The following is a 19,490-nucleotide window of genomic DNA, read 5'->3' as shown; positions in this document are numbered from 1 at the left end:
TGGCCGACCGAGGAGCCCCCGTCATGAACCTGCACCAGTTCGCCGAAACCCACGACGTCACCAATCAGCCGCCTTCCCTGGACGGCGTCAACCTGTATCGCATCGACTTGCCGCTGCAGCAATGGTCACAACGTTTCGGTGCCGGCTGGGCCCAGTCACGGATCGATGAGTATGGTGGGTTGGCCGGCGGGTCGCTGATGGAGGCGGGGTTCCTGGCCAACCAGAACAAACCGGTGTTCACCAGCCATGATCGCTATGGTCATCGCATTGATCTGGTGGAGTTCCATCCCGCTTATCACCAACTGATGCGTACCGCTATCGAGCACGGCCTGCCCAGCCTGCCCTGGGCCCATCCGCAGCCCGGTGCCCATGTGGCCCGTGCGTCGATGACGTATCTGCACAGCCAGGCCGAAGCCGGCACGGGCTGTCCACTGACCATGACTTTTGCCAGTGTTCCGGCGCTGCGTTTGCAGCCGGACCTGGCTGAGCAATGGCTGCCGAAAGTACTCGCCACCGAGTACGACCCGCGCAATGTCGGAATGGCCCACAAGGCCGGGATTACCCTTGGCATGGCCATGACCGAGAAACAGGGCGGTACCGATGTGCGCGCCAATACCACCAAGGCGTTCCCGGTGGGGCCCCGGGGACCAGGCCAGGCTTATGAACTGGTGGGCCACAAGTGGTTCTGTTCGGCGCCGATGTGCGATGCGTTTCTGACCCTGGCCCAGACCGACAAGGGCCTGACCTGTTTTCTGCTGCCGCGCCATCGTCCGGACGACACCCGCAACCAGTTCTACATCCAGCGCCTGAAAAACAAGCTGGGCAACTGTTCCAATGCTTCCAGCGAAGTTGAATTTCGCGGTGCCCTGGCCTGGATGATTGGTGAGGAGGGGCGAGGCGTGCCGACCATTATCGAGATGGTCGCCATGACTCGCTTCGATTGCATGGTCGGCTCCAGCGCCCTGATGCGCCAGGCACTGACCCAGGCCAGTCATCACTGTGCCCATCGCAACGTCGGCGGCAAGCTGTTGAGTGAGCAGCCGTTGATGCAAAACGTGCTGGCCGACCTGGCGCTGGAGAGCGAGTCGGCATTGGCCTTGAGCTTGCGCATGGGGCGGGCGCTGGATCACTTGAGTGATGAGCACGAAGCCAAGTTCGCGCGGCTGGTGACGGCGGTAGGCAAGTACTGGATCTGCAGGCGCGCTCCCGCGATGATCAATGAAGCCGCCGAGTGCATGGGGGGCGCCGGCTATGTCGAAGACAGCATCCTGCCGCGCCTGTACCGGGAAGCGCCGGTCAATTCAACGTGGGAAGGCTCCGGCAACGTGCAATGCCTCGATGTGTTGCGTGCCCTGTCCAAGGAGCCAGGGGTACTTGAGGTGCTGTTCAGCGAATTGGGTGACGGTCATGGTGATAAACGCCTGGCTGCCCATATCGATCAACTGCATGGGGCGTTCAAGGACACCGATGACATCCAGTACCGTGCCCGGCAATTGACCGAAGACATCGCCGTGGGCCTGCAAGCCAAGCTATTGCTGGAGGCGGGCAACAGCGACGTCAGTGATGCCTTCATCGCCAGCCGCCTGGGTTCGACCGGCCGGGTCTACGGCGCCTTGCCGCGGGGGTTGAATGTGGAAGCCATCGTGACGCGTTCTACCCCGCAAGGGTTTTGAGAAGCTCGCGACAGGCACCAGCCCAATGTGGGAGCGAGCCTGCTCGCGATGGCGTCGGTACATCCGGCATCAATGCAAGCTGACCCACCGCTATCGCGAGCAGGCTCGCTCCCACAGGGGATTGGCGGTGAGCATGGAGGGCGTGTCCACCCGAGATCAGGGTGGGAGCGAACCTGCTCGCGAAGGCGTCGGCCCATCCAACATCGATGCAAGTTGACCCGGCGCTATCGCGAGTAGGCTCGCTCCCGCAGTGGGGCTTCGGTGGATGATCGAGGGTGTCCAACACGCCACTGTTCCCGTCGGACGACGATGCAGGCAAGATGAAGGTCTGCAAGTCAGAACACAGGAAGCTGATCGTGACCGAAGCGTTTATTGTCGTTCAAACCGCCGAACAAGCCGTGGATCGCCTGGCGGCCCTGCACGAGCGTGCGACCACCGCGTTGAACCAGGCGCTCATGCGCTACCTCAAGGACCGCATCGAGCCGGATGCCGAGCAACGTGCGCTGTTCCGCTATCCGGCGCTGCGGCTGACCTACCACTGCCACGGCGAGGTCCCGCAAACCACCCGCGCCTATGCCAAGGTCCAGTTGCCGGGCACCTACAGCGTCACCGTCACCCATCCTGCCGCGTTCCGTAAATACCTGCTCGAACAACTCGTCCCGCTGATGCATGACTTTACCGTCACCGTGGAAGTGGGCGTCAGCGAGCAGAACATTCCTTACCCGTATGTGGTGGAACAGGGCGATGAACTGGCCGGTTCCGGTGTGACGGCGGCGGTCCTGGCGCGGGTGTTCCCCAGCACCGACCTGTCGGCCGCTACCGACGGCATCGCCGACGGCCTCTATGACTGGGAAAACACCGACCCGCTGCCCCTGTCGCTGTTCGACGCCGCCCGCGTGGACTTCTCCCTGCGCCGCCTTGTGCATTACACCGGCAGCGATTGGCGTCATGTGCAGCCGTGGATCCTGCTGACCAACTACCACCGCTATGTCGACCAGTTCATCGTCCATGGCCTGGAGCAGTTGCGCAGCGACCCGCGCTTCGTGCGCATGGTCTTGCCGGGCAATGTGATCATCGATAAGAACATGGACCACAGCGAGGCCTCGGCCATCGCCGCGGGCGTGGTCTGGCACCGCTACCAGATGCCGGCCTATCACCTGCAGGCCAGTGACGGTCATGGCGTGACCCTGGTGAACATCGGTGTCGGCCCTTCCAATGCCAAGAACATCACCGACCACCTGGCCGTGCTGCGACCTCATTGCTGGCTGATGATCGGTCACTGCGGAGGGCTGCGGCAGTCCCAGACCATCGGCGACTACGTGCTGGCCCATGCCTACATGCGCCGTGATGGCATCCTTGACCGGGTGGTGCCACCGAACATCCCGATTCCCGCCCTGGCGGAGGTGCAGTTGGCGCTTCAGCAGGCCGCGGCGAACATCACCGGCGAAAAAGGCGATGAGCTGAAAAAACGCCTGCGTACCGGCACCGTGCTGACCTATGACGACCGCAACTGGGAGCTGCGCTGGGCCCAGGAGCGTCCGCTGATCAACCTGTCCCGTGCGGTGGCGGTGGACATGGAGAGTGGCACCATCGCCGCCCAGGGTTATCGCCTGCGGGTGCCCTATGGCACGTTGCTTTGCGTCTCGGACAAACCGCTGCACAGCGAAATCAAGCTGCCGGGCTCGGCCAACGCGTTCTATGAGCGGGCGGTCAACCAACACTTGAAAATCGGTATCGAGGCTTTGGATCTATTGCGCAACCAGCTCAATTCATTGCATTCGCGCAAACTGCGCAGCTTCGACGAGCCGCCGTTCCGCTGATACCGTGCAGGCGGTGGTCATTTAACGGTCAGGCCACTAGCATGGTCGGCCCTGACCGTCAGATATTGCCGCCATGTCCCGTCCCCCACGTCCCGCTTCCCGCCGCCCCGGCGTGAAGTCTCCTGCATCTGCCTCGCGCCGGGTCGCGAAGGCGCCCCCGGCTGAGTCCAAGCTGATCCTGTTCAACAAGCCTTTTGATGTGCTGACCCAATTCAGCGATGGCGAGGGGAGGGCGACGCTCAAGGATTTTATCGACATCCCGGGCATTTACCCGGCCGGGCGGCTGGATCGCGACAGCGAAGGGCTGCTGTTGCTCACCAACGATGGGCAATTGCAGGCACGTATCGCCGACCCCAGACACAAACTGGCCAAGACCTATTGGGTGCAGGTGGAGGGTGAACCGAGCGCCGAACAGCTTCAGCGTCTGCGCGAAGGTGTCGAATTGAACGACGGCATGACGCTGCCCGCCGAGGCACGATCACTGGACGAACCGCAGCTATGGCCGCGCAACCCGCCGGTGCGCTTTCGTAAAAGTGTACCCACGAGTTGGCTGGAACTGGTGATACATGAGGGGCGCAATCGCCAGGTGCGGCGCATGACCGCTGCCGTGGGCTTGCCGACGCTGCGGCTGGTGCGGGTCAGGATCGGCGACTGGACGATCGAAGGGCTTGATCAGGGCCAGTGGAAAGAAGTCCCGGCGCGCTTATAGCGCTCCGGACTCGATCAGGCCGATCACTACGCTCTTGATGACGAATGCCGCCACGCCGAGCCCCAGCACGAAAAACAGGATGAACGAACCGAAACGCCCGGCTTTGGACTTCTTCGCCAGATCCCAGACGATGAAACCCATGAAAATGATCAGAATGCTGACGAGACCGGTCATCATCCACTCTTCGAAAACAGCAGGATCCATCGAAACACTCCGGCGTGGGCGGGGTTGAAAGGCGGGGGCGAGTATACGGCATGGGGGCCGGGCGGGGGATTGGCCTGCGGCGGTGTGTCGCAGCTATTCATCGCCTTCTCGATGATGTCACTGCCCCGGACCCTGTGGGAGCCGAGCTTGCTCGCGATGGCGGTGGATCAGCCAAGTCATTGTCGACTGTAATGCCGCCATCGCGAGCAAGCTCGGCTCCTACAGTGGTTGAGGCGGTTTCAACTGCGCAGATGGGTCAACGGCAACTCGGTACTGCTGAGCACCTGGTTCAGCACGAAACTGGAGCGCACGCTGGTGACGCCGTCGATCCGGGTCAGGTGGCCCAGCAGCAGTTTCTGGTAGTGGTCCATGTCCGGCACCACCACCTTGAGCTGATAGTCCGCATCCATTCCGGTCACCAGGCTGCACTCCAGCACTTGCGGCAGGTTGCGAATCGCGGCTTCGAAGTTTTCGAAGCGTTCGGGGGTGTGACGGTCCATGCCAATCAGCACGTAGGCGGTCAGGCTCAGGCCGAGCATTTTGCGGTCGAGCAACGCGACCTGGCGGGTAATGTAACCGTCGTCTTCCAACTGTTTGACCCGCCGCGAGCAGGGCGAGGGTGACAGGCCGATGCGCTCGGCCAGTTCCTGATTGGAGATGCGCGCGTCGCGCTGCAATTCCGCCAGAATGCTCAGGTCGTAACGGTCGAGTTTGCTCATCGGTCGGGCCTTTATCTTGATAATTGCGTGGGATTATCTATCCGGGGGTAAAAATTGCGCAAGCGATGTTTAATTGAGCAATCTTCGCAATCATCTGTCGCCGGCCCAGGCTTATTCTTATCACCAAGATCACTGCTCGGACAAACAGTCCAATGCAGCCCGCCCAAGCAGGCCGGCTGCGGTCGCGGCACCCACCGGTGCCTGGTAGCCAGACAGGCCACTCATGACCCCCGAGCTGCATGCTGTCCAGAAGACGGTGTGAGGTGAGCCGACGCCACAAGCGTCGAGCACGGACGAAGTTCTCAAGGGGAGGCCGACGGGTCTCCCTTTTTTAATGCCTGCGAAATATGTGGCGCTGCTGATAATCTGGTGCAGAACCGGCCTGGGCTTTTCCCGGTCTTATCATCAGGCCCTGAACCGTTGTGAGGAATAACATGAAGTCGCGCATCTGGCGTCTGGCAGGTGTTGGTCTGTTGTGGGCAAGTGTCAGTGCGCAAGGGATGGCCGATGATCAGCAGAATCGTGGCGGCCCCGACGGTGATCGAGGACACGATGGACGTGGCGGCAACGGTCAGGGTTACTCCGGCCAGCCGCGGCCCCAGAGCAATGAAATCATCCGTGGCGACAACAGTCGCCAGTTCGAACCCGGCGCCCAGCGCCAGGGCGCGCCATCCTATGATCGATCACCCCAGGACCCCAACGGTCATGGTCGTCCGCCGCAGCAGCAACAGCCGCCGGGCAATAACCTGCCGATCCAGGGCCGGCCCGACAGCGTGACCCAGACCCGGGAGCCGCAACCGGGCTACTACCGCGATATCCCACGTCGCAGCGACGGTTATCCGAGCAATCGGCCGCGCCCCGAGCATGACAATCATCCCGACCAGCACTGGGCCGGTCGTCCGGACGGCCATGGCACTGGTTGGGGGCCGGGGCCGCAGTATCGTCCCGGTTATGTCATCGACCGTTTCCCTGATCGCAATTACCGCGTGCCCTATCGCGGGCAGGACTATTTCTTTTCCGGCGGCTACTGGTATCGCCCACAAGGGCCGCGTTATGTCGTGGTTCAACCGCCACGGGGCATCCGCACCCGTTACCTGCCCGATTATGCCCGGGAAGTCTGGATCGGCAGCTCGCTGTTCTTCCTCGCCGCCGGTGCCTATTACATTTACGAAGCCAACACCCAGGACTACGTCGTGGTCGACGCGCCGGTTGCCAACCCGCAGCCACAACCCCAGGGCAACAGCTATGACGTGGTGGCGTACCCAGCCAACGGCCAGTCACCTGAGCAGGTCAACCAGGATGGCTACGAATGTTATCGCTGGGCGGTGCAGCAGAGCGGTTTCGATCCGCGCAACTACACCTACCCGCCCGCGCCGGAAGTGGTACAGACCTACCGGCAGGCCCAGGGGAGTTGCTTGAGCAGTCGTGGGTATCAGGTGAGTTACTGAGGTTTGTTGTTCAGTAAGAAAGGCTGGGTGCCGAACGCCACAAACCTGTGGGAGCAAAGCTTGCTCGCGATGGGGGTCAGTCAGTCGACAACAATGTTGGCTGCTCGGCCGCTATCGTGAGCAAGCTTTACTCCCACAGAGGTGAAGCGCATCAGGCGCTGGCGACTTTCACCACTTCCGACGGATCGGCATGCACCAGCACTTCGGCCTTCGGGTAGGCGCGGTGGATAGCATCGGCGGCCTGGTCGCTGATGCCATGGGCCACTGACAGGGTCAGTTCCCCCGGCAACTCCAGATGCAGTTGCACGAACCAGTGGTTGCCGGAAATCCGCGTGCGCAGGTCATGGGCACCGAGTACGCCGGGCACGGCGCAGGCCAGTTCGAGCATGTGCTGGCTGACGTCGGGCGGCAGTTCTTCGTCCATCAATACGGCGAAACTTTCCCGGGCGATCTGGATGGCGCTCCAGAGAATGTAAGCGGCGATGCCCAGTCCGAACCAGGCATCGACTTGATACCAGCCGAACCCGGCCAGCACCAGCGCCACCAGAATACTGCCGTTGAGCAACAGGTCGGAACGGTAATGCAGCGAGTCGGCGCGCACGGCATTGGAGCCCGTGGCGCGGATAACCCGATGCTGCAATGCCAGCAGTGCCAGGGTCAGTGCCAGGGAAAATACGATCACGCCGACACTGAGCCATGGCGCATCCACCGGGACCGGGTTTTTCAGGCGCTCGAATGCCTGCAGGGCAATCAACACGGCACTGCCGCCGATGAAGAGCGCCTGGGCCATGCCGGCCAGGGACTCGGCCTTGCCATGACCATAGCGATGATCGGCATCGGCGGGGCGCAAGGCGTAATGCACTGCCAGCAGGTTGAGCAGCGATGTGACGCCGTCCAGGGCCGAGTCGGTCAGGCCGGCAAGCATGCTCACCGAACCGCTCAGCCACCAGGCCAGTGCCTTGGAGATAGTCAGGATCAACGCCACCGCCACCGAGGCGCGGGTGGCCAGGCGTAGCAGGCGAGCGTGTTCGGTAGTGCTGGTCATGGAGCGGTCGTTCCTTCAGTGGCGCCCGTCATGCGGCCGGTTTGAGGCCGAGGGCGGCCAGTTGCTGCGCGCTGCCCTTGTGCTGGATCAGCCGTGGATCGTCCAGCGGGAAGCTGCGACCCAGTTCGCTTTCCAGGATGGCCTGCAGTTTATGGTTGTCGACGCTGCCGTCAGGGTTGACGGCCTGCTTGAGCTTTTCCGGCGCGATCTGGGCGGTCTTGCCCGGCTCGAAGTAAATGGCGCCGGTGGCGAAGTCCACCGCGAATGCGATCAGGCCGGGGATGATGTAGAACAGCAGGCCGACGGCGTCGAGCGCGGCAATAGCCGGGTCGATCTTGCCGTCGATCTGGCCGCGACGGTCCGGGTAGAAGATCGAGCCGCAGGCGCTGACCTGGGTCAGCAGGGTGGCGACCAGGACGCCGCCGATCACGCGAAAGGGAATACGCATAACAATCTCCTGAGCAGGTAAGGGTTGATGGTTTGAGTCCAGACCACGCCAAACAGTTCGCCGTTATACTCGGCCCTCTGTTTTGGAGCCAGCATGATTTCTCTGCCGATTGATGAAGTTTTACCCGCCTTGCGTCAAGCCTTGGCATCACGCCATGAAGCCGTGCTCGAAGCGCCGCCCGGTGCCGGTAAGACCACCCGTGTTCCCCTGGCCCTGTTGAACGAGCCCTGGCTGGCCGGACAGACCATCCTGATGCTCGAACCCCGACGCTTGGCGGCACGGGCGGCGGCGGAGCGATTGGCCAGTGAACTGGGTGAAAAGGTCGGTGAAACCGTTGGCTACCGGATTCGTCTGGACAGCAAGGTTGGCCCAAGGACCCGTATTGAAGTGGTCACCGAAGGGATTCTCACCCGTCGCTTGCAGGACGATCCTGCATTGGAAGGGGTGGGGCTGCTGATTTTCGATGAATTTCACGAGCGCAGCCTCGACGCCGATCTGGCCCTGGCCTTGAGTCTCAACGGCCGGGAGTTGTTTCGCGAAGACCAGCCGCTGAAAATCCTGTTGATGTCCGCGACCCTGGAAGGCGAGCGCCTGGCCGGGTTGCTGGACAACGCGCCAATACTGCGCAGCGAAGGCCGCATGTTCCCGGTGACGGTGCGTTGGGGCCGGCCATTCCAGCCCGGTGAGTTCATCGAGCCGCGGCTGGTGCAGACTGTGCTCGAAGCCCTGCACGATGAAACCGGCAGCGTCTTGGTGTTCCTGCCCGGGCAGGCGGAGATCCGCCGGGTCCATCAGCAATTGGCCGATGCCCTGGGCGAGGGCGGTAGCGTGTTGCTATGCCCCCTGCATGGCGAGCTGGATCTCGCGGCCCAGCGCGCCGCCATTGACCCGGCGCCGCCTGGTCTGCGCAAGGTGGTGCTGGCGACCAACATTGCCGAAACCAGCCTGACCATCAATGGCGTGCGGGTGGTGATTGACGCGGGACTGGCCAGGGTGCCGCGTTTCGACCCGGGCAGCGGCATGACCCGCCTCGACACACAACGTATTTCCCGGGCCAGTGCCACCCAGCGGGCCGGTCGGGCTGGGCGACTGGAGCCAGGGGTGTGTTATCGGCTGTGGTCCGAAGACCAGCATGAACAATTGGCCGCCTATGGCAGCGCGGAAATCCTTTGCGCCGACCTGGCCGGGCTGGCCCTGCAGCTGGGACGCTGGGGCGTGACGCCGCAGCAATTGGTCTGGCTCGACGTCCCCCCGGCGGCTGCGTATGCCCAGGCTCAGGATCTACTGCAACGTCTGGGCGCGCTGGACGGCGAGCAACTGACCCGCCACGGCCAGGCCATGGCCGAACTGCCGGCTCACCCGCGTATCGCTCATCTGTTATTGCGCGGCCAGGCGTTGGGGTTGGCAGACATGGCGTGCAACGTCGCCGCGCTATTGGGCGAGCGCGACATTCTGCGCGGCGCCGGTGCGGACTTGCACAGTCGCCTGGCGTTGCTGTCTGGCGAAGAGCGGGCGGCGCGAGGCGCGCAAGGCGGGGTGACGCGGGCGCGGCAACTGGCCCGGCAGTATCGCGGCTACTTGCGGGGCAAGGCCGAAGAAGCCGTGGCCGATCCCGATCACCCGCGCTGGCTCGGTGCGCTGCTGGCGTTGGCCTACCCGGATCGGGTCGCGCAACAGCGACGACCCGGCGGTGCGGAGTACCGCCTGGCCAACGGTCGTGCGGCGCTGTTTGCCGAGGTCGACAGCCTGATGAAGCAGCCGTGGCTGGTGATCGCCGATCTCGGCAGCCGCCAGGGCCAGCGGGAAGAGCGGATCTACCTGGCAACGGATTTCGACGCGGCGCTGTTCGATTCCGTGCTGGCCGAGCAGGTGCGCACGGTGGATCAACTGGATTGGGACGAGCGCGAAGGCGTGCTGAGGGCCGAGCGCCAGCGCAAGGTCGGCGAACTGGTGCTCAGTCGCGAACCATTGACTGGCCTGGATGAGTCGACGCGCAGCCAGGCCCTGGTCAACCTGGTGCGGCGCAAGGGCCTGGAACTGCTGCCCTGGACGCCGGAACTGCGGCAATGGCAGGCGCGGCTGGCACTGCTGCGTCGGCTGGACCTGGAGACCCGGGACGAAAGCGAATGGCCCGACGTCAGCGACGCAGCGCTGCTCGACAGTCTTGAACATTGGCTGATGCCGTATCTGGGGCGGGTGTCGCGGCTCAGCCATTTTGCCAACCTGGACTTGTCGAGCATCGTTCACAACCTGTTGCCCTGGCCCCTGCCGCAACGCTTGGAGGAACTGGCGCCGCACCATTTGAGCGTGCCCTCGGGTTCGTCGATCCGTTTGGATTACAGCGAGCATCCGCCGATCCTGGCGGTGCGCTTGCAGGAACTGTTCGGCCTGGCCGACACCCCGCGCATTGCCGGTGGCCGCCAGGTCGTCAAATTGCACTTGTTGTCGCCGGCACGCCGACCGGTGCAGGTGACCCAGGACCTGGCGAACTTCTGGCGCAGCACCTACGCCGAAGTGAAGAAGGACCTCAAGGGACGCTATCCCAAGCATTACTGGCCGGACGACCCGCTGGTGGCGGAGGCGACGGCGCGGGTCAAGCCGCGTAAGTGAACAGACGTTAATCCGAGTGGACCCGAACCCTGTGGGAGCCCGCTTGCGATGGCTATCTGTCAGTCACATCAAAACTGGCTGAGCACCCGCTATCGCGAGCAGGCTCGCTCCCACATGGGCTCCGGGCTGGCCGCACGATCGTTATTCACCGCAGGATTCCTGTGGGAGCGAGCCTGCTCGCGATAGCGGCCTATCAGTCGCATAGAAGTTGGCTGACACAGTGCATTCGCGAGCAGACTCGTTGCCACAGGTCTGCGGCTATGGCGTAACCGGCAACAAAAACCGCGCAATCACCGGCAAATGATCGGAAATACGCAACGTGTCGTCCTGCCGTACCTGGGCCTCGACCCGTTTGATGCGCGGGCTGTAGAACAGATAATCGACGGTGCGGTCCGGGCCGTTGAGGCCGGGGTCGTTCGGGTAGTGGGTCAGCCAGTGCGCACGGTCGATGCCGCTGGCCTCGTTGTTGGTGGGAATCATCGGGTACTTGTCCCACAGCAGGTGCAGCGGGCTGTCGGCGGAGTAGGGGGTGCGTTGTTCGGGCGGCAGGCGCAGGTACTGACCCAGGGGCAGCAGGTTGAAGTCGCCGCCGATCAGCCAGGGCATGCCTCGGGACTCGAACTTGTCCAGGGCCTTGGCCACGGCAGTCACCTGGTTCGGCAGAGTTTCGTCAGGCTGCGTGGCCCGCTCCAGATGCGTGTTGAGCACGGCCAGTTGGCTGCCATCGCTCAGCGGAATGTAGCTCACCAGCAGCGCATTCTTCGGTTGGAACTGACGGCTGATGATGTTGGCCTCGGCTACCGGCAACTGCACCCGTTCGGCGTGATCGATACGGTAGCGGCTCAGCGTTGCCAGTTGTCGGCCGACGCTGCCGAAGATATGGGGGGCGGGTATGAAATCGGCCTTCCAGTCGAAGGCGCTGGTGCTGCAGGGATACAGGTCGGCGAGCCGCTCCTGCAGTAACTTGAGCTGGTTCTGGTAATCGCTGGCCTTGGCGCCGTTGTCCAGTTCCTGCAGCAGGACGATGTCAGGTTGCTCATCACGGATCACCCGGGCCACTTCGTCGAGGCTGAAGGCCATGTCTTCCAGGGTCGGGCTTTCATCGTCGCCCTTGGCCAGGTCGTGCCAGAACACGTAGCGCTTGCCGGCCAGGAACTGGACATTCCAGGTCATCACCTTCACGGCTTGGCCAGGCATCAGCGGCGCGGCGTTGGCGGCGCAACTGACTGGCAGTGCTTCCCGGGCTTGTGGGCGCCACGTCAGGCCATAGATCGCCAGGGCAGCCAGGCAGACAACCAGCAACAAGCCCAGCAGGCTGTAACGCAGTAAACGGGTCATGGCTCGGTTTTTTCCCCGATCAGCATGAATATCCGGAACAGCACCACGCTGGTGAACAGTTGCAGGAAGCTGTGAATGCTGTCGATCAACAGGCCGAGCCAAGGATTCTGAGGTGGCGGATAAACCGAGACGCTGGCGCCCTTGAGCAGCCACAGAGGGGCCATCACGCCAATGATGCACAACAGGATCCGCCAGAATTGGCCACGGCTCATGCGCAGGCTTTCCTTCATCGCCGTCAATGGAGCCAGGCCTCGGAGCACCAGCAGGTATTCGCTGAATGCCAGGGTCACCATCAGCCACAGGCCCGGCAGGATGTACAACGAAATACCCAGCAGGATCAGCAATGTGTTGAGGGCGGTCAGCAACGCAAAGCGCGGCCAGAGGGTGAGGGCCGCGGCGAGGAGGTCACGAATGTGCGGCGATTCGCCTCGGCTGCGGGCGTCGAGAAACAGGATCAGCGCAGCGGTGTACACCGGATACACCAGCAGCCCGACGATCACGCTATAGCCGGGAAAGCCATCCGGGCCGACGGCGCGGTCGACGGCTTGTTGCAGCACGGCCTCGAGTATCACCAGTGGCAGGCACAGCTGGGCGATCCGGCCCAGATGGCGCTTGAAGAAATACAAAGAGTCACGCAGCACGTCAAACGGATTCATGAGTCGGGATCGCAGGTCCAGAAGCGGTCCGACACTTTAACCGATCAGGCACCCGCACTAGCAAACGTAAACATCAGGTAAAGACCATTGAATCCTTCGCGGCAAGCCCCATTACTGTTGGGCACCGGTTCTGCGGAACCGGCTTGGTTTTCTACCCGGCAATCTGATGAGGTCGCCATGAACAGCGAAGAACAAACCCTGATCGATGGACTGTTTTCACGGCTGCAACAGGCCGAGAAGGATTCAGCCCCGCGCGACGCCCAGGCCGAGGCGCGGATCAAGGAGCATCTGGCCAGCCAGCCCGCGGCCGGTTATTTCATGGCCCAGGCGATTCTGGTGCAAGAGGCGGCAATCAAGCGCCTCGACGAGCAGAACAGGCAACTGACCGAGCAAGTCCAGCAACTGCAGGCGGACCTGCAGAACGCCCGCAGCCAGGCTTCGGCACCCAGCGGGGGCGGTGGTTTCCTCTCGAGTATTTTCGGTGGCAGCAGTCGTGATGCGCGACCTGCCCCTGCTCCAAGCGCTCCGGCAACCGGCGGTGGCGGCTGGCGCGAACCGGCGCGGCCATCCTTCAACAATGCCCCGGCTCAGCAGGGCTTCGGTGCGCCGCCAGCGGGCTATGGTGCCCCGCAGCAACAAGCCCCGGCAGCGAGCAGCTTCCTGGGTGGCGCCCTGAAAACTGCGGCCGGCGTGGCCGGTGGCGTGATGCTGGCGCAAGGGATCAGCAGTTTGTTCCATAGCGGCCAGCAGCCCCAGGAGATTGTCGAGATCATCAAGGAAGAACCGGCCCAGCCGGTCAATGATGTCGGCAGCAGCGGCGACAACAATGGATGGGAGGACGACCAGCGCATGGCCGGCAACGATGGCTACAGCAACGATCAGGGCGGCTTCAGCGACGCGGATTACGGCGACGACTCTTCCTTCTTTGGCGACGACGATTCCTTCGTCTGACCTGCCATTCGTCCGGGGTGCCTACGCGCCTCGGATCGATTATTCGCGGAACCCTCCTTTGGACTGGCATACTGGGCGCCTTTTCGGGCCCGGTGCCTGACCCAGAGCCTGTGCGCTTGTGCATTCAAGAGGAACCGCGGTGAAGAAAATCGCAGTGTTCGCCGATGTCCAGAACCTCTATTACACCGTGCGCCAGGCCTATGGTTGTCACTTCAACTACGCCGCCCTGTGGGCCGATATCAGCAAACAGGGGCAGATCGTCGAGGCCTATGCCTACGCGATCGATCGCGGTGACAGCAAGCAGCAGCAATTCCAGCAGATCCTGCGCAACCTGGGTTTCACCGTGAAGCTCAAGCCCTACATCCAGCGCAGCGACGGCTCGGCCAAAGGCGATTGGGACGTGGGTATCACGCTGGACATCATGGACGCTGCCGACCATGTCGACGAGGTCGTGCTGGCCTCGGGTGACGGCGATTTCGACATGTTGCTCGAACGCATCATCAGCAAGCACGGTGTGCAGGCGGTGGCGTACGGCGTGCCGGGGTTGACGGCCAACTCGCTGATCCGTGCCGCCAGTCGTTACGTGCCCATCGAAGGCGCGCTGCTGCTCAAGAATTGATCGTTACGGAGTTCAGACAGGTTTGGAACGCATCGCAGTCATCGACTTTGAAACCACCGGAATCACCCCGAGCAGCAGTTGCCGAGCCACGGAAATCGCCGTGGTGATTCTCGAGCAAGGCCGGATCGTCGACCGCTACCAGAGCCTGATGAATGCCGGCGTGCGGGTGCCGGCCTTCATCGAGCAACTGACCGGCATCAGCAATGCCATGCTGCGCAGCGCGCCTTCGGCCGAGCGGGTGATGAACGAGGTCAACGAATTCGTCGGTATCACGCCGCTGCTGGCGCATAACGCCGCGTTCGACCAGAAGTTCTGGGACTTCGAACTGGGGCGGATCAAGCGCACTCGCCTGCAGAATTTTGCCTGTTCGTTGTTGCTCGCCCGACGCCTGATGCCGGCCGCGCCGAACCACAAGCTCGGCACCCTCAACGCCTTCGCCGGCCTGCCCCATACCGGCCAGGCCCACCGGGCCATGGCCGACGCCGAAATGGCCGCCAACCTCACCGCGCACCTGGCGTCGGAACTGCGACACAAGCATGGGCTGCGGGAGCTGTCCCACGATCTGTTGTGCAGCTTGCAGAAGGTCCCGGCGGCCAAGATCAATGAGCATCTCAAGCGTCATCGCGGGTTCTAAGATCACCGCCATCCAAATGTGGGAGCGAGCCTGCTCGCGATGGCGGTGTGTCAGCCACTGCAAATATTGACTGACCTGGCGCTATCGCGAGCAGGCTCGCTCCCACAGGGGATTGATGGTGGGCGCGGGGATCGGATCAACCCGAATAACTGTGGGAGCGAGCCTGCTCGCGATGGCGGTGGCAAAGATAAAACAGTTGCTCCCACAGGGTTTGATCGGTGTTGGGCGATTTACTTGCCGTTGCCTTCCAACTGCCCCAATGGCACCCGCTTTTCAATGGCACTGGACAGTACGATCGAAGTCTTGCTGAAGCCGAACTTGGCGATCCGGTTGATCAGCTCTTCCAGCTCCGGCATCGAGCCGACCGCCGCTTGCATGATCACGCAGGGGTCGCCGGTCACCCGGTGGCATTCGGTCAATTGGGGAATCTTGCACAAGTCGTCGTAGGCCTTCTGGTTGCCGTGCTGGTTCATCCGTAATTCGATCACGCACTGTACCGGCAGGCCGATCTTGGCCATGTCGACCTTGGCCTGGTAGCCGGTAATGATCCCGCTGGCCTCCAGCTTGCTGACCCGCTCGGCTACGGCCGGGGCCGAGAGGTTCACTTTGCGGGCCAGTTCGGCAAAGGACGCACGACCGTTTTCCAACAAGGTGCTGAGCAGCATGCGGTCGTATTTATCCACGGTTTGGCTTCCAGGTGAGATGACTTTCGAAAGCACGGTTTATAGCGCTGATCTCCTTGGTTTGAAAAGTGTATGGCCAGGATAAACAGGTTTTGTAGCTTATTTTCCGCCCGTCGCCTTTCTAGAATAACGCCTCTCATTGTCCTGACTTCGAGCTGACCATGCCTGGCCCACGCCGTTTTCCACTGCCGCTGATCGCTGCCTTCTTCGCCCTGTATATCATCTGGGGGTCGACCTATCTGGTGATTCGCATCGGCGTGGAGCATTGGCCGCCGCTGTTGCTGGCCGGGATTCGCTTCGTGCTGGCTGGCTCGCTCATGTATGGCTTCCTGCGCTGGCGCGGGGCGCCGGCACCGACCTGGGCGCAGTGGAAGGCCGGGGCAATCATCGGCGTGCTGCTGCTCAGTTTTGGCAACGGCGCGGTCAGTGTCGCCGAGCACACCGGCGTGGCGTCCGGGGTCGCGGCGTTGGCCGTGGCGACGGTGCCTTTGTTTACCCTGCTTTGCGGGTATTTCTGGGGCGCGCGTAATACGCGCCTGGAATGGGCGGGAATCGTGCTCGGGTTGATCGGTATCGCAATGCTCAACCTGGGTTCCAATCTGCAATCCAGTCCGCTGGGTGCAACCCTGCTGGTGTTCGCGGCAGCGTCGTGGGCGTTCGGTTCGGTGCTGAGCAAGCATCTGCCATTGCCAGCGGGGGCAATGGCCAGTGCCGTGGAAATGCTGGTGGGCGGCGTGGTGCTATTGATCGGCAGCTTCGCCAGTGGTGAACACCTGGAGCGCATTCCACCGTTCGAAGGCTGGTTCGCCCTGGCCTACCTGACCTGCTTCGGTTCGATCATTGCCTTCAACGCCTACATGTACCTGCTCAAGCATGTACGGCCGGCGGCGGCCACCAGTTATGCCTACGTCAATCCGGCGGTGGCGGTGCTGCTGGGGATTGTGTTTGCCGGCGAAAGTATAGGCATCGAAGAGTCCCTGGCGATGCTGGTGATCATCAGTGCAGTGGTGTTGATCGGGCTGCCTCAGTGGCGCAAACCCAAGCCTGCGCCGGTTGAATCCTGAATTAAGGTAAACTGCCGCGCATTGCACACCCTGCGCTGATTTTTCCTACGGTACTTCCATGACTTTCGCCACCCTTGGCCTGATCGAACCCTTGTTGCGCGCCCTCGAGACGCTCGGCTACCAGACCCCGACCCCGGTGCAGGCCCAGGCCATACCGGCGGTGCTGGCCGGTCGCGACCTGATGGCCGCGGCCCAGACCGGCACCGGCAAGACCGCCGGTTTCGCGGTGCCGCTGTTGCAGTTGCTGACCACCGAAGGACCGAAAGTGGCTGCCAACTCGGTACGGGCGCTGATTCTGGTGCCGACCCGCGAACTGGCCGAGCAGGTCCATGAGAGCGTGCGCCAATACGCTCAGAACCTGCCATTGAGCACCTACGCCGTGTACGGTGGCGTCAGCATCAACCCGCAGATGATGAAACTGCGCAAGGGCGTCGACCTGCTCGTCGCCACGCCGGGGCGCTTGCTCGATCTGTTCCGACAGAACGCGCTGAAGTTCAACCAGTTGCAGACCCTGGTGCTGGACGAAGCCGATCGCATGCTTGACCTGGGTTTTTCCGAGGAACTGGCGAATATCTACAAAGCGCTGCCGAAAAAACGCCAGACGCTGCTGTTCTCGGCGACCTTTTCCGACGCCATTCGTTTGCTGGCCGGGCAGATGCTCAACGATCCGCTGAGCATCGAAGTGAGCCCGCGCAACGTCGCGGCCAACACCGTCAAGCAATGGGTGGTGACGGTGGACAAGAAGCGCAAGCCAGAGTTGTTCGTGCACCTGTTGCGCAAGAACAAGTGGAAGCAGGTATTGGTATTTGCCAAGACCCGCAACGGCGTCGATGCGCTGGTGGAAAAGCTCCAGGGCCTGGGCGTCAACGCCGATGGCATCCACGGCGACAAACCCCAGGCCACCCGCCAGCGCGCACTGGACCGTTTCAAGCTCGGTGAAGTCCAGATCCTGGTGGCCACCGACGTCGCGGCCCGTGGGCTGGATATCGAAGACTTGCCGCTGGTGGTGAATTTCGATTTGCCGATCGTTGCCGAAGACTACATCCATCGTATCGGCCGTACTGGCCGAGCAGGCGCCACGGGGCAAGCGATTTCCCTGGTGTGCGCCGATGAAGTGAACCTGCTGTCAGCCATTGAGATGTTGACCCGCCAGACGTTGACCCGCCAGATGGAACAGGACTTCGAGCCTGAGCATCGGGTGCCGGATACCGACGCCAGTGGCCAGGTGGTCAAGAAACCGAAAAAGCCGAAGAAGCCAAAAACCTCGGGCGGTGGCGGCAAGCGCAACCTGGGCAAGTGGGTGGACAGCGGGGACTCGGCGCCGGTGGAGCCCTCGGTCAAGCCGGTGCGCAAGGTGCCGGTGTTCAATACCGGGCCGCGTAAAAAGAAACCCTGATCCGTGATCGTTCCCACGCTCCGCGTGGGAATGCATCCGAGGACGCTCGGCGTCATAAAAGTCGAACGCGGAGCGTCCGTTGAGGCATTCCCACGCGGAGCGTGGGAATGATTACTGCCTTAAGAACTCCAGCATCCCCAGCCCCGCCGCTCGCCCACTGGCGAAGCACGCCGTCAGCAGATAACCACCGGTCGGTGCTTCCCAGTCGAGCATTTCCCCCGCGCAGAACACGCCGGGTATCCGCTTGAGCATCAGGCTTTCGTCCATGGCTTCGAACATCACGCCACCAGCGCTGCTGATGGCTTCATCCAGAGGGCGGGCCTTTACCAGAGTGATGGGCAACGCCTTGATGGCCTGGGCCAGGCGTGCCGGGTCGGCGAAACGGTCGGCGGGTGTCAGCTCGCGTAACAACGCCGCCTTGACCCCATCGATCCCCAACTGGCTGTGCAGGTGCTTGGCCATCGAGCGTGAACCGCGCGGCTTGCTCAAGGCCTGGAGAACTTTATCCACAGGCCGGCCCGGCAGCAGGTCCAGATGGATCGTCGCGCTGCCATGGCGATTGATGGCCTCGCGAATCGGTGCCGACAGGGCGTAGATCAGGCTGCCTTCGATGCCGGTGGCGGTGATCACACACTCGCCGAGACGGGGGACGTCGTCGTTCAGGCCAATGGCGATGTTTTTCAGCGCAGCGCCGGCGAACCTGCTGATCATCAGGTCGCTCCAGGCCTGCACGTCGAAGCCGCAGTTACTCGGCTGCAATGGCGCAAGGGCGACGCAGCGCTGTTCCAACGCCAGCATCCAGGCGCCGTCGGAGCCCAGGCGCGACCAACTGCCGCCGCCCAATGCCAGCAGCGTGGCGTCGGGCTGGAGCGTTTTTTCACCTTCCGGACCAGCTATTCGCAGGCTGTTGTCGGAGTTCCAGCCGAGCCAGCGATGTCGTGTATGGATTGCCACGCCGGCGTCGCGCAGGCGCTTGAGCCAGGCACGCAGCAGCGGAGCGGCTTTCATATCGGTAGGAAATACCCGCCCGGAGCTGCCGACAAAGGTTTCGATGCCCAGCCCGTGAATCCATGTACACAGTTCGTCCGCGCCGAATGCTCGTAGCAATGGGGCTAGATTCGGTGCCCGTTCGGCGTAGCGGGACAGGAATGCCGGGAAGGCTTCCGAATGGGTGATATTCATACCACCGACGCCGGCCAGCAGGAACTTCCTGCCCACCGAGGGCATGCCGTCGTACAGGTCGACCTGAATGCCGGCCTGGCTCAACACCTCGGCCGCCATCAAGCCGGCAGGGCCGCCGCCGATGATGGCGACGTGGGGAGTGGAGGGCTTGGAAGCTTGGGTCATGGTGTGGACTGCAGAGATGGGAATAAGCGCGGCATTCTATCAGCACGAAAATCCTGTGGGAGCGAGCCTGCTCGCGATTGCGGTGGATCAGCGACATCAATGTTGGAGGGTGGACCGCTATCGCGA

At 62.6% G+C, this 19,490-nt stretch carries 18 protein-coding genes; 10 read left to right on the top strand and 8 right to left on the bottom strand.

The window, feature by feature from the left end; translation table 11 throughout:
• Positions 1-23: 23 nt before the first annotated feature.
• The 3 genes from QZH45_RS26310 (at position 24) to QZH45_RS26300 (ending at position 4,202) form a co-directional block, all read left to right on the top strand.
• Positions 24-1,673 (top strand): acyl-CoA dehydrogenase family protein, encoded by a 1,650-nt coding sequence (locus QZH45_RS26310; RefSeq protein ID WP_024780855.1) that lies wholly within the window; start codon positions 24-26, stop codon positions 1,671-1,673.
• 320 nt (positions 1,674-1,993) lie between these two features.
• Positions 1,994-3,493, top strand: coding sequence for an AMP nucleosidase (amn, locus tag QZH45_RS26305; protein ID WP_162164417.1), 1,500 nt, complete (start codon positions 1,994-1,996; stop codon positions 3,491-3,493).
• Positions 3,494-3,566: 73 nt separating this feature from the next.
• Positions 3,567-4,202 (top strand): pseudouridine synthase, encoded by a 636-nt coding sequence (locus QZH45_RS26300; protein ID WP_055135892.1) that lies wholly within the window; start codon positions 3,567-3,569, stop codon positions 4,200-4,202.
• On the opposite strand, the gene QZH45_RS26295 is transcribed toward QZH45_RS26300, so the two are convergent.
• A complete protein-coding gene (locus QZH45_RS26295; RefSeq protein WP_003185724.1) occupies positions 4,197-4,406 on the bottom strand; it encodes a DUF2788 domain-containing protein in 210 nt (69 codons plus the stop codon). The two genes, QZH45_RS26300 and QZH45_RS26295, sit on opposite strands and share 6 nt — an antisense overlap.
• A gap of 239 nt (positions 4,407-4,645) precedes the next feature.
• Complete coding sequence (locus tag QZH45_RS26290) at positions 4,646-5,125, bottom strand: Lrp/AsnC family transcriptional regulator (RefSeq protein WP_024780290.1); 480 nt, start codon at positions 5,123-5,125, stop codon at positions 4,646-4,648.
• A gap of 434 nt (positions 5,126-5,559) precedes the next feature.
• Here QZH45_RS26290 and QZH45_RS26285 point away from each other — a divergent pair, with 434 nt between their 5' ends.
• Positions 5,560-6,573, top strand: a complete 1,014-nt coding sequence (locus tag QZH45_RS26285) for a DUF6515 family protein (RefSeq protein WP_055135893.1) — start codon at positions 5,560-5,562, stop codon at positions 6,571-6,573.
• Between the two features lie 151 nt (positions 6,574-6,724).
• Here the strand turns inward: QZH45_RS26285 and QZH45_RS26280 are convergent, their stop codons facing one another.
• Positions 6,725-7,618, bottom strand: coding sequence for a cation diffusion facilitator family transporter (locus tag QZH45_RS26280; RefSeq protein ID WP_024780292.1), 894 nt, complete (start codon positions 7,616-7,618; stop codon positions 6,725-6,727).
• Positions 7,619-7,646: 28 nt separating this feature from the next.
• Complete coding sequence (locus QZH45_RS26275; RefSeq protein WP_024780293.1) at positions 7,647-8,066, bottom strand: hypothetical protein; 420 nt, start codon at positions 8,064-8,066, stop codon at positions 7,647-7,649.
• Positions 8,067-8,159: 93 nt separating this feature from the next.
• Between QZH45_RS26275 and hrpB the strand changes: the two genes are divergently transcribed.
• The gene (gene hrpB / locus QZH45_RS26270) at positions 8,160-10,676 is read left to right on the top strand and encodes an ATP-dependent helicase HrpB (RefSeq protein ID WP_024780294.1); all 2,517 of its coding nucleotides are present in this window, start codon (positions 8,160-8,162) and stop codon (positions 10,674-10,676) included.
• A gap of 258 nt (positions 10,677-10,934) precedes the next feature.
• On the opposite strand, the gene QZH45_RS26265 is transcribed toward hrpB, so the two are convergent.
• The gene (locus QZH45_RS26265) at positions 10,935-12,014 is read right to left on the bottom strand and encodes an endonuclease/exonuclease/phosphatase family protein (RefSeq protein ID WP_024780295.1); all 1,080 of its coding nucleotides are present in this window, start codon (positions 12,012-12,014) and stop codon (positions 10,935-10,937) included.
• Positions 12,011-12,670, bottom strand: a complete 660-nt coding sequence (locus tag QZH45_RS26260) for a membrane protein (protein ID WP_024780296.1) — start codon at positions 12,668-12,670, stop codon at positions 12,011-12,013. Before QZH45_RS26260 ends, QZH45_RS26265 begins: the two co-directional genes overlap by 4 nt.
• A gap of 177 nt (positions 12,671-12,847) precedes the next feature.
• On the opposite strand from QZH45_RS26260, the gene QZH45_RS26255 reads away from it, so the two are divergent.
• From QZH45_RS26255 to QZH45_RS26245, 3 genes are all read left to right on the top strand, one after another.
• Positions 12,848-13,621 (top strand): DUF2076 domain-containing protein, encoded by a 774-nt coding sequence (locus QZH45_RS26255; protein ID WP_024780297.1) that lies wholly within the window; start codon positions 12,848-12,850, stop codon positions 13,619-13,621.
• A gap of 139 nt (positions 13,622-13,760) precedes the next feature.
• A complete protein-coding gene (locus tag QZH45_RS26250; protein ID WP_024780298.1) occupies positions 13,761-14,240 on the top strand; it encodes an NYN domain-containing protein in 480 nt (159 codons plus the stop codon).
• A 22-nt stretch (positions 14,241-14,262) separates the two neighbouring features.
• Positions 14,263-14,874, top strand: coding sequence for a 3'-5' exonuclease (locus QZH45_RS26245; RefSeq protein ID WP_024780299.1), 612 nt, complete (start codon positions 14,263-14,265; stop codon positions 14,872-14,874).
• A gap of 230 nt (positions 14,875-15,104) precedes the next feature.
• On the opposite strand, the gene QZH45_RS26240 is transcribed toward QZH45_RS26245, so the two are convergent.
• The gene (locus QZH45_RS26240; RefSeq protein ID WP_024780300.1) at positions 15,105-15,557 is read right to left on the bottom strand and encodes an Lrp/AsnC family transcriptional regulator; all 453 of its coding nucleotides are present in this window, start codon (positions 15,555-15,557) and stop codon (positions 15,105-15,107) included.
• A 161-nt stretch (positions 15,558-15,718) separates the two neighbouring features.
• On the opposite strand from QZH45_RS26240, the gene yedA reads away from it, so the two are divergent.
• Positions 15,719-16,621, top strand: a complete 903-nt coding sequence (gene yedA / locus QZH45_RS26235) for a drug/metabolite exporter YedA (RefSeq protein ID WP_024780301.1) — start codon at positions 15,719-15,721, stop codon at positions 16,619-16,621.
• Positions 16,622-16,679: 58 nt separating this feature from the next.
• Positions 16,680-18,017 carry a DEAD/DEAH box helicase gene (locus tag QZH45_RS26230; RefSeq protein WP_053191338.1) on the top strand — a complete coding sequence of 446 codons (1,338 nt, stop codon included), beginning with the start codon at positions 16,680-16,682 and terminating at the stop codon, positions 18,015-18,017.
• Between the two features lie 111 nt (positions 18,018-18,128).
• On the opposite strand, the gene QZH45_RS26225 is transcribed toward QZH45_RS26230, so the two are convergent.
• Complete coding sequence (locus QZH45_RS26225) at positions 18,129-19,364, bottom strand: TIGR03862 family flavoprotein (RefSeq protein WP_055135894.1); 1,236 nt, start codon at positions 19,362-19,364, stop codon at positions 18,129-18,131.
• Between the last annotated feature and the right edge of the window lie 126 nt (positions 19,365-19,490).

The organism is Pseudomonas corrugata (genome assembly GCF_050920615.1).
In the GTDB taxonomy this organism is placed as follows: Bacteria; Pseudomonadota; Gammaproteobacteria; order Pseudomonadales; family Pseudomonadaceae; genus Aquipseudomonas; species Aquipseudomonas corrugata.
Note: the sequence above shows the minus strand (reverse complement) of the source record. Positions and strands in the feature narration are given on the sequence as shown.

Bases quoted from the DNA above. Each gene is read 5' to 3' on its own strand.
- QZH45_RS26310 (WP_024780855.1), top strand. From the start codon at position 24: ATGAACCTGCACCAGTTCGCCGAAACCCACGACGTCACCAATCAGCCG.
- amn (WP_162164417.1), top strand. From the start codon at position 1,994: ATGAAGGTCTGCAAGTCAGAACACAGGAAGCTGATCGTGACCGAAGCG.
- QZH45_RS26300 (WP_055135892.1), top strand. From the start codon at position 3,567: ATGTCCCGTCCCCCACGTCCCGCTTCCCGCCGCCCCGGCGTGAAGTCT.
- QZH45_RS26295 (WP_003185724.1), bottom strand. From the start codon at position 4,406: ATGGATCCTGCTGTTTTCGAAGAGTGGATGATGACCGGTCTCGTCAGC.
- QZH45_RS26290 (WP_024780290.1), bottom strand. From the start codon at position 5,125: ATGAGCAAACTCGACCGTTACGACCTGAGCATTCTGGCGGAATTGCAG.
- QZH45_RS26285 (WP_055135893.1), top strand. From the start codon at position 5,560: ATGAAGTCGCGCATCTGGCGTCTGGCAGGTGTTGGTCTGTTGTGGGCA.
- QZH45_RS26280 (WP_024780292.1), bottom strand. From the start codon at position 7,618: ATGACCAGCACTACCGAACACGCTCGCCTGCTACGCCTGGCCACCCGC.
- QZH45_RS26275 (WP_024780293.1), bottom strand. From the start codon at position 8,066: ATGCGTATTCCCTTTCGCGTGATCGGCGGCGTCCTGGTCGCCACCCTG.
- hrpB (WP_024780294.1), top strand. From the start codon at position 8,160: ATGATTTCTCTGCCGATTGATGAAGTTTTACCCGCCTTGCGTCAAGCC.
- QZH45_RS26265 (WP_024780295.1), bottom strand. From the start codon at position 12,014: ATGACCCGTTTACTGCGTTACAGCCTGCTGGGCTTGTTGCTGGTTGTC.
- QZH45_RS26260 (WP_024780296.1), bottom strand. From the start codon at position 12,670: ATGAATCCGTTTGACGTGCTGCGTGACTCTTTGTATTTCTTCAAGCGC.
- QZH45_RS26255 (WP_024780297.1), top strand. From the start codon at position 12,848: ATGAACAGCGAAGAACAAACCCTGATCGATGGACTGTTTTCACGGCTG.
- yedA (WP_024780301.1), top strand. From the start codon at position 15,719: ATGCCTGGCCCACGCCGTTTTCCACTGCCGCTGATCGCTGCCTTCTTC.
- QZH45_RS26230 (WP_053191338.1), top strand. From the start codon at position 16,680: ATGACTTTCGCCACCCTTGGCCTGATCGAACCCTTGTTGCGCGCCCTC.
- QZH45_RS26225 (WP_055135894.1), bottom strand. From the start codon at position 19,364: ATGACCCAAGCTTCCAAGCCCTCCACTCCCCACGTCGCCATCATCGGC.